Annotated in this window: 8 protein-coding genes and 1 pseudogene; 4 read left to right on the forward strand and 5 right to left on the reverse strand. The window is 51.4% G+C overall.

From position 1 onward, the window contains the following. The 3 genes and pseudogenes from J2X66_RS29950 to J2X66_RS29960 all read left to right on the forward strand — a co-directional run. The coding region (locus tag J2X66_RS29950) for a WG repeat-containing protein (RefSeq protein WP_310272306.1) at positions 1-440 on the forward strand (440 nt) is incomplete at its 5' end. Between the two features lie 350 nt (positions 441-790). Then, positions 791-1,238: pseudogene (locus J2X66_RS29955) on the forward strand (IS30 family transposase); the annotation flags it as partial. Between the two features lie 238 nt (positions 1,239-1,476). After that, positions 1,477-2,985, forward strand: a complete 1,509-nt coding sequence (locus tag J2X66_RS29960; protein WP_310272309.1) for a Fic family protein — start codon at positions 1,477-1,479, stop codon at positions 2,983-2,985. 268 nt (positions 2,986-3,253) lie between these two features. Here J2X66_RS29960 and J2X66_RS29965 read toward each other — a convergent pair whose 3' ends face one another. From J2X66_RS29965 to J2X66_RS29980, 4 genes are all read right to left on the reverse strand, one after another. Then, positions 3,254-3,562: an antibiotic biosynthesis monooxygenase gene (locus tag J2X66_RS29965; protein ID WP_310272311.1), complete on the reverse strand. Its 309-nt coding sequence runs from the start codon at positions 3,560-3,562 to the stop codon at positions 3,254-3,256. Positions 3,563-3,867: 305 nt separating this feature from the next. Continuing rightward, positions 3,868-4,359, reverse strand: a complete 492-nt coding sequence (locus J2X66_RS29970) for a DM13 domain-containing protein (protein ID WP_310272313.1) — start codon at positions 4,357-4,359, stop codon at positions 3,868-3,870. 96 nt (positions 4,360-4,455) lie between these two features. Continuing rightward, positions 4,456-5,112, reverse strand: coding sequence for an RNA polymerase sigma factor (locus J2X66_RS29975; RefSeq protein WP_310272316.1), 657 nt, complete (start codon positions 5,110-5,112; stop codon positions 4,456-4,458). Positions 5,113-6,018: 906 nt separating this feature from the next. Continuing rightward, positions 6,019-6,267: a hypothetical protein gene (locus J2X66_RS29980; protein ID WP_310272320.1), complete on the reverse strand. Its 249-nt coding sequence runs from the start codon at positions 6,265-6,267 to the stop codon at positions 6,019-6,021. 285 nt (positions 6,268-6,552) lie between these two features. Here J2X66_RS29980 and J2X66_RS29985 point away from each other — a divergent pair, with 285 nt between their 5' ends. Continuing rightward, positions 6,553-6,753, forward strand: coding sequence for a penicillin acylase family protein (locus tag J2X66_RS29985; RefSeq protein WP_310272322.1), 201 nt, complete (start codon positions 6,553-6,555; stop codon positions 6,751-6,753). Between the two features lie 1,229 nt (positions 6,754-7,982). Here J2X66_RS29985 and J2X66_RS29990 read toward each other — a convergent pair. Further along, on the reverse strand, positions 7,983-8,147 hold a 165-nt coding region (locus tag J2X66_RS29990), incomplete at its 5' end, for a transposase domain-containing protein (RefSeq protein WP_310272325.1).

The raw sequence follows: 8,147 nt of genomic DNA on the forward strand, positions 1-8,147 counted from the left end.
CGGCGAAGGATATTTGCTTCATCGGGGCTCAACCGTTCAGTTCGTGGGGCAAGCGTATTTCAGCAGACTTGGGAGTCTTTTTCAGAGTTTCCTTAAGCAGTTTTCAACAGATCAAACCGTTTTCCAACGGCTTCGCAGCCGTCCAGGATAACAATAACAAATTTGGCTATATCGACACTCAAGGAAAACTGGTCATCCCGTTCCTGTACGACAGAGCAGAGGTTTTCTCAGCAGGAACAGCGTTGACTGCCGAGGCTGACGTTTATCGACTGATTTCGCCTGACAACACGTCCGTCGCAATACTTCCCGGTGACCTGCGAAGCGGGTCAATCGCAAAAGATGGCAAAACGGCGCGCTATACCTTTGTGACCTCCAATGGAGGAGAGGAAGATGAGGTCTATACCGACTATGATCAACACGGCGCGGTGATTCCAGACTAAATCGCGTCTGCTAGGCTCGCCTCAGAAAAGGGATTTCAAAGTACTCTAAGCCAATGGCAGTTGTGGGGCCGGTTCCGGCTGGGGGCGACATGGCACCCTATGCGGTCAGCTCGCAGCAGAACGGACACAAGAACTGCATGATCGGCTATTGGATGCCGGCGTGCCGCTATGATGCGATGTTCATTTTCAACTTATGTGGGCCGAGACTGATGTAATCGGGGTTGTTCTCACGCAATATGGGCTCATTCTCACTTATTGTGAGCCGGAGCTGCCAGATATTCTCAGCTAATGTGGTTCCGGAATGCGCGATGTAATCGGGTCGGGCCGCCGATGTTATCGAGCCGCTACATGTAGGCACCTTGGTGGAGCGTACCAGTGGTTACTTAATGCTGGTAAAGATGAACGATGCGACGGCGACCTCTGCGATGGAGGGGGTCAGTGCAGCGCTCAATCGTATGCCGCTGGCAATGCGTAAAACCGTCACCTACGGCAAGGGACGGGAGATGGCCAGGGCATGCTGACATCACTCAAAATACTGGGGTTGCCATCCACTTTTGCGACCCGCATAGCCCTTGGCAGCGCGCCAGAAACGAGACATCAATGGCTTGATTCGCCAGTACCAGCCCAAAGGCACCGACTTGTCGAAACACAGCCAGGAAGGACTGGATGCCATCGCCCTGCAATTTAAACATGCGCCCACGCAAACGGTTCGACTTCAAATGCCCCATCCAAATGATAGGGCATTTGATGCAAGAGGCCATCGCTAAGCGCCATGAGGCCCCACCTTCAATCCAATAACCGTGTTGCACTCAGCTCCAGCATCCGCCCTTCTTGAGATTGCCGAGCAGGTTCACTGAGAGGCCCGGGAAACAAGCACCGAACTGCCCTTGGAGAAACATATTGGCAGCCCTACAAAGGCATCAGCAATATCGCTAGCCAGTTAAGAAAAAATCAGGATAATTGCTTAAAATTAAGATTATCTTGGCGCGCTGAAGAAAAAAATCGTGGCAAGAGCTAGAAATCAAGGATTTTCGCCATGAACTCAGCTGGATACGCCTGGCTGCAGGAGTCTCTGCGGCTTTCAGCTTTCCCTTTGCGCCGGCCGGCAAAGGTTCAGCCAGTAACTCGGATCGAACAGATCGGGCAAACCTTGGCCGTACCACCAAATATTGCGCCCGCGCCAGATGATCTGCTGGGACATCTTCTCTTCGCGCTTAAGCATGAGGGCATCAACCTAGCCATTCTGGCCCAGGCTCTACCCCAAATTCCAGCAGCGAGTCTGGAAGCGGAACTTGAAAGAGCGCCAAACGGTATCTACATCCGCAAAGCCTGCTTTCTACGCGAAGCCTTCACCGGAGAGGAACTGCGCCAGCATTCTCCCGTTCGAGGTGCTTTCGTCCCCCTGTTCGACCCTGATTTGTATGTGACGATGCCCGGAGAGCGTAATTCTCGCTGGCGGGTGGAATTCAACGGCATTGGGACGATCGCATATTGCGCCACCGTTGACCGCACACCCGAGATTGTCGCGCTGCTAGCGCACGATATCCTTGCACGCGCTCAGCATTTCATTCAGAGCCTTCCATCGGGAATGATGGATCGCGCCATCAACTGGGCATACCTCCACGAAACCCAAGATTCGTTTGCGATAGAGAAAGAGTCGCCCAGCGAGGACAAAGCGCGCAAGTTCATCCAATTGCTTCGGCAGGCTCACGAACGTATTCCACTGAGTGAAGACTACTTGGTCCACCTCCAGAATGCGACGATATCGAACCCCTACGACATGGCAGCGGCATTTCGCCATGAGCAGAACCATCTTGCGAGCGGCCTGCAAGGAGCCGCGGGGGTCACATACGTTCCGCCTGGACCAGATCTCTGCCGTGAGCTGATGGACGAGTTAATGGCTCTGGGGAATGACGCACCAGCGCGCATCGATCCTCTGATAGCTGCGGGTATTATCTCCTTCGGTTTCGTCTTTCTTCATCCGTTCATGGACGGGAACGGCCGCCTTTCCCGTTTTCTGATACACCAGACGTTGTGCCGCGCCGGCGCCCTAGAGAACGGTTTGCTCCTACCAGTCTCTGTCGCCATGAAGCGCGAGGAACGTCTGTATCTGGAGACACTGCAGCAATTCTCCCGTCCGGCGCGAGAGTTTTGGAATGTTCGATGGATCGATCAGGGCCAGTACACGTTTGACTTTACCGGTAACCCCGCGATTTATCGCTTTTGGGATGCGACTCCCGGAGTTCGTTTCACCTTGGAAATGGCAAAGCAGGCACTCGAGGTTGAGCTTCGTGAGGAGATGATATTCCTTGAGAACTATGACAAGGTCGTGCGGACAGTCAACGAGAACTATGACGTGCGCGGTAGCGACTTGGCCAGCCTCGTGATGATGTGCCTGAAAAATAATGGGACGGTATCCAAGAGCCGTCGTAAGCAGTACCAATATTCAGTTCAGGCTGAGGTCTTTGATTACATTGAGCAGGTCACACACTCACTGCTTCGACAGCATGAGTTGGAACAACAGCAAGGCGAGGACCATGCGTAGCTGAAATCAGCTATTGCAAAAAAAAAATAATGAGTCGACAGGGCAAGAGCCCTGCCGCCCCGCGACTTTCGCCGCGGAGCTGGACGGGGAAGTCCCTTTCATTCGCTAAAAAAAATCATGAAATTTTGTCTTGAAGGGCTGCGTCGGGCTGTTGCAAACGTCTTTCTCTAGAGCCTATCCCATATGTTAAGGGGGAAACGGTGTCCTGTCTTTCAGGGGGCTTCCTCCCCCCTAAACCGTCGATGGCCTCACTGTCCTCTGCGTATGCTCAGGATTGCGCCTTGAAAGCGTAGTCGCGAATCGTGTCACAGACTTGAATGTGATACTGGCTCATGAGTGTTTCGCGGGCGCGATGCTGGACCGCTCGATGTTCGGGGTGGGCGCGCCAGGCCGCGAGAGTCTCCAGCGATTCGAATTCAACGATCGATACGCTCTCGCCGTCTTCGGACTCGAAATCCTTGTACGACACGAAGCCCGGCATCGCCGACGCCAGTGTGTACATGCGGCTGCCAAGCCGGGCTAGTTCCTCTGTATCAACGCCCTCTTTGAAACGAGCTCGAAATACGATGACAATCATTAAAACCTCTTCATTTTATTAAAAAGAATATCGTGTACATAGTGCACACAACGGTGCGTATTTCGAACGCGAGTCAAGGTGAGTCAGTATAAAACTGACAAAAAATTGAAAATGCTATTGAGCAAAAAGCGTAATAAATTATTTCTGCGAAACTCGCAATCCCAATACCGCCCCAAAGGTTTATTCCTCAACTAAATCGCTCAGGGGCGGCTCTCACAGAGGCACAAAAATCTATGCCCGTCGAGGCGAGGCCTATACCCCGATCTTATCCCCGTCACTCCTCGATTGCGCGTCTTACAAGTCGATTAGTTGTATCTGGCTGCCGTAATAAACTGGCCGAACGCTTCGCACCAAATAATGACAGTGTTGTACTGCGATGGGTCTACCGATTCGGGTAGCGGAACGATGAAGTTATTGAAGGTCTTCACGTCGCCAATTCGCACCAGGCGGTCTTTTAGACGATGGAAGTCTGCTTCTGTCTCAACAAACTCCGGGGAAAGGTACAGCTTGTAATCTGGACCCGGGGCTAACTCACCAGTTAGTACTACCGCTTGGGAACTGACCGAAAGGATGCCGTCGCCCCAATGGAAAGCATCGCTGTCTTTGAGGTTGCGCCGGAAGTTTCCGGTAAATTTGGATGAGGCCGTGTGCCCAGCGATTTCGAGTGCTGTGGGCGCTTTCGCCGCGATCAAAATAGGCAGTGCGTAAATGCCGAGGCCTATGCCCAGTCCTATTGCCAAGCTATGCGTCAACAATAGCGTTAGTGTTTTTTTCATCGTCGCTCCAGGTTTTTGCATAACGCGTTATTTTCCTAATTGGCGAAATGTTTCGCACTCGCCTCGGTTTTTTTGTTCGAACCTACTTGCCCCCCCCCTTGGATAAGCGATTATCGCTCAGGTATTTTGTAAACTTGCAGAGCCGCTTCTCTTGCTGCTTAAGCATTCGCCGGTTTCCTCAAAATACTCGACAGTCGCAAAGACTTTTAACCGAGCACGGTGTAACAACACACCTACATTGGATTTTGAGATTTTCAGACGATCACCAATTTCTTCTAACTCGAGCCCTTGCCGGTCACGCAGCAGCAAGACACTACGTTGTAATTCCGGCAGACTAAGCAGCGTATTTTCCAGACAGTCATGCAGTTCCTCCGTTGTCAGGAGCGCGTCAGGGGTATCCTGATGCCTCGCGCCCGGCGACGCCACCAAGTGGCCATAACCCATAGAGAAACGATCGTCGTCGATAGTGCCATGTGACGACGATAAGTCATCTATCCAAACTTCCCGGCGACTTTTCTTATAGCTGTCTTTGGCCGAATTGGCAGTGATGGTCAACAACCAAGTCTTGAGGCTAGAACGTCCCTGAAAGCCAGCCAGATTCCGCACCATTGAGAGCCAAGCGTCCTGCACAACGTCATCAGCATTGCGTGACCCGGCGATGGCAGAAGCAACAGCTCGCATGGCGCTCTGGTGACTCACAATTAGTTCTCGGTAAGCACTCTGTTCGCCCGTCAGTAAGCGATCGAGCAGTTGAATTTCGCAAGATGACGCCATGAAAACTTCCCTTTATGACTCCCACAAAGCGGCATTTAATAGTAGAAAACCTGACCCAATGCTTCGGGTGCTTCGGATACCTAGGGTGCTTAGGGTAAAAGCAAGCGGACTTTTTTGAGCACAATTTAACGAAAACGGCGTTATTCATAACGCGGGGGTTAGGGCTCACCCGTTCGCGGTCAGCGGAAGTAGGTCACGTTCCAGCCCTTGGACCATTTCTTCGGCCTCGCGCAAAAACACTCGATGCTGTATTGGGGGTGATATTGAAACGGAAAAAAATCGTACTACAAGGGCTTCCTCTTGAATGCAAGCTCAATAGTTTTCGTTTTATTCTCTGTTGCGTGCACCGGTTCGACGTAAGGAGGTGAAGGACTGCGCTACTACAAACGGTCATGTTGAGCTGATGGCTCGGCCCCTGATGAAAGACGCACGTGGGGACCTTGTTCGCTAACCGGGACTGAAATCCCCATACGATTTTCAGGTATACCCTGGACTGGCCCCTATCAAATCTATGATCACCCCCATTTTTGCAATGCTGATTAAGGGGCGAGGTGGTCGGCTTGCTTAAATCTATCCGGCGTCTGTATGGGGCATGCCCCGCGCCATGATGAGAGTCGCGCCTGGCAATCCTGAAAACCGGAACGGCTTCTTCGCGCTTTGGGTTGTGCTACTGACATTGCTTCGGAGATTGACCTGCTTAGGTGGCATCACCCTCGAAGGCAGACCGACGAATAAGGGAGACTCCACGATTCGGTCACCTTTTACCAAAAACTGAGCGATGTAAGTGGACGCTGCAGACCATCGTTCATGTAAGTTTGCTCCACTTCGTCGACATATTGATTGCGACAAAAAAAGCGCCATGTTTAATATAACGGCTGTCGCTTGAACACCTTCCCAAAAATCCAACTACACGCCAAGCTGAACTCGCTTAAAAACTAGAGCGGCGGTACATGCAGCATGCCTGCTGTGAAAGCCACGCAGAGCACAACAATCCAGAAACACTCCTGCAGTGAAAATCGCATTATCTACCTTGGGCTCAATCAACAAGAGCAGCGCAAAAAATAAAAATAAAACAGCCGCCAACACCTCTCCAGGCTCAATGCGCAAACCTGCAAGCGATACATATGGTGTCAGCAGCGAAATAGTCAGCGCCACAACATGATCGATTATTATGGTAGCTGCTTAATCACATTAAAGTATCGACCGTTTACGCCATTAAAAATACCGAATGCGCCATCCGGCATAAATAAGCTGTTGTCAGTGTATGTCGACAATCGTTAAGCAAAAAGCTAATTGACGTCCAGCTCTAACACCTGATATTTTTTTGCGCACGGAAAGCAATGTAACGTATTGTAAAATAATAATTACAGTATTTTATGAGATCTCTCATACCCTCACGATTCGCCGTTTAGCTTCCCATCGCCAGCCTTCTCTCATCCCATTTTTTCCGCTCAAACGGCTGATGTCACGTTCAAACGTGACGAGTACGGTACCGCCCATGTTTATGTCAATGAGGTTTACGGTGTGTTCTACGGCTATGCCATCGCTCAGGATCGCCTGTATCAACTGGAGATACCCCGACTGAGAACCCAGGGTCGGGTGGCGCAGGCTTTGGACAAAAACTACTTAATTTTGACATAGGCATTCGTAAAAATTATCGGCGTGGGCTCTTCTGACTGCCCCCTCCTCCTGCTGAGGGATGTGCTCTGCACCGCTTGGGTATCAAGGACAGCTGACTGAACTCTGCCCACGAAGAGCCACCATCGATAGAGCGAGCCCCCTCCTCCTCTGCAGCGCCGTCATGGTCGCCGGGGCTGGCGAAATACCTGTAGGTTGAAAGGAACGTTGTTTTATTCGTTTTGCAGGGCATGCCGCTTCGGACCAGGCGAAAAAAAATCAGTTTTTTGTTGTCCGTCCTGACCATTAATAGCAGCAAGGGATGCCTATGAAAATCGTACACGTGAGTGACACCGGTGCTGGCGTCGCCAACTCCGCACACTCCGTAAGACTTAACGCGTAAAAGACTAGGTATTGGCTCTATGCGACTTTTTGTATTGACCCTGGCAGCGATCATCTTGACCACCGGCTCTTTGCTATCTCAGGCCAAAGAACGGAACAAAAATGATCTTTTGTCTGCGGTCGGGGGCAGAAATAGCCCACAGTAAGTGAGAATGAGCCCACATTGCGTGAGAACAACCCGATTACATCATTCTCGGACCACATTAGTTGAGAATGATCGCATCACAGTGGTACTTCGGCAGCCAATACGCACTTACTTCGAAAGAACGTAACCGTCCGGTGAAGTCACCTACGACCGATCAAGCTTTCAGGCAAGAGATCATTTATGTTGAAGGTATCCTCTTATCGTCCGTTTCGACGAAATCGGGCGGCTGAGCTCGCGAAGCCATTTTGAATAGACAAAAAGTGGAGATCGAAACCGATGTCAGGAATCTTTCTTTGTAAGACGCACGGTCTCCAGGCTCCAATGAGAACCTCTCCTCGGCTTGAAGCCGAACTTCGACTTAAGGAGCCCATCCCTGCAAACTGGGTATCGCTGGTGGTCGTGAAAAGCGGAACTCGTACATCCTGGTACCTCGTAGACTCCGAAATCCTGGGTGCAGCAGGCCTTGATCCCACTTTAAGTCCTTTTTTTCTTGAAGATAGAGATCGCGCCTTACGAGCGCTCAATGATCGACTGCTCATAATGAAACTCTTCCCGGCAGAGGCCAAGAACTCGATAGTGTAAGTTGTGCCTTCTTGCAGCACTCACACCTCAGCAAACGGAGCGTCTTCGTTTACCGGAAGGGCACGCGAATGAGAGTTCTCTTTGGTCGCGGTAGGGATGGCAGTTATCAGTAAACGAACGGGAGTCACAGGATGCGTAAAGGCATCCAGTTATGCGGCAACAACTCGGCGATCTCGCTTGCACGCTGCGTTGGCAGTCGCGCCAGAACGTCTTTCAAATAAGCATATGGGTCATGCCCATTGAGCTTGGCCGACTGGATCAGGCTCATCAGCGCCGCTGCGCGTTTGCC

Origin of the sequence: Pseudomonas sp. 3296, from assembly GCF_031456615.1 — a bacterium.
Classification (GTDB): domain Bacteria; phylum Pseudomonadota; class Gammaproteobacteria; order Pseudomonadales; family Pseudomonadaceae; genus Aquipseudomonas; species Aquipseudomonas mucoides.

Excerpts from the sequence above, each read along its gene's own strand:
- J2X66_RS29960 (WP_310272309.1), top strand. The coding sequence starts at position 1,477 with ATGAACTCAGCTGGATACGCCTGGCTGCAGGAGTCTCTGCGGCTTTCA.
- J2X66_RS29970 (WP_310272313.1), bottom strand. The coding sequence starts at position 4,359 with ATGCAAAAACCTGGAGCGACGATGAAAAAAACACTAACGCTATTGTTG.
- J2X66_RS29975 (WP_310272316.1), bottom strand. The coding sequence starts at position 5,112 with ATGGCGTCATCTTGCGAAATTCAACTGCTCGATCGCTTACTGACGGGC.
- J2X66_RS29965 (WP_310272311.1), bottom strand. The coding sequence starts at position 3,562 with ATGATTGTCATCGTATTTCGAGCTCGTTTCAAAGAGGGCGTTGATACA.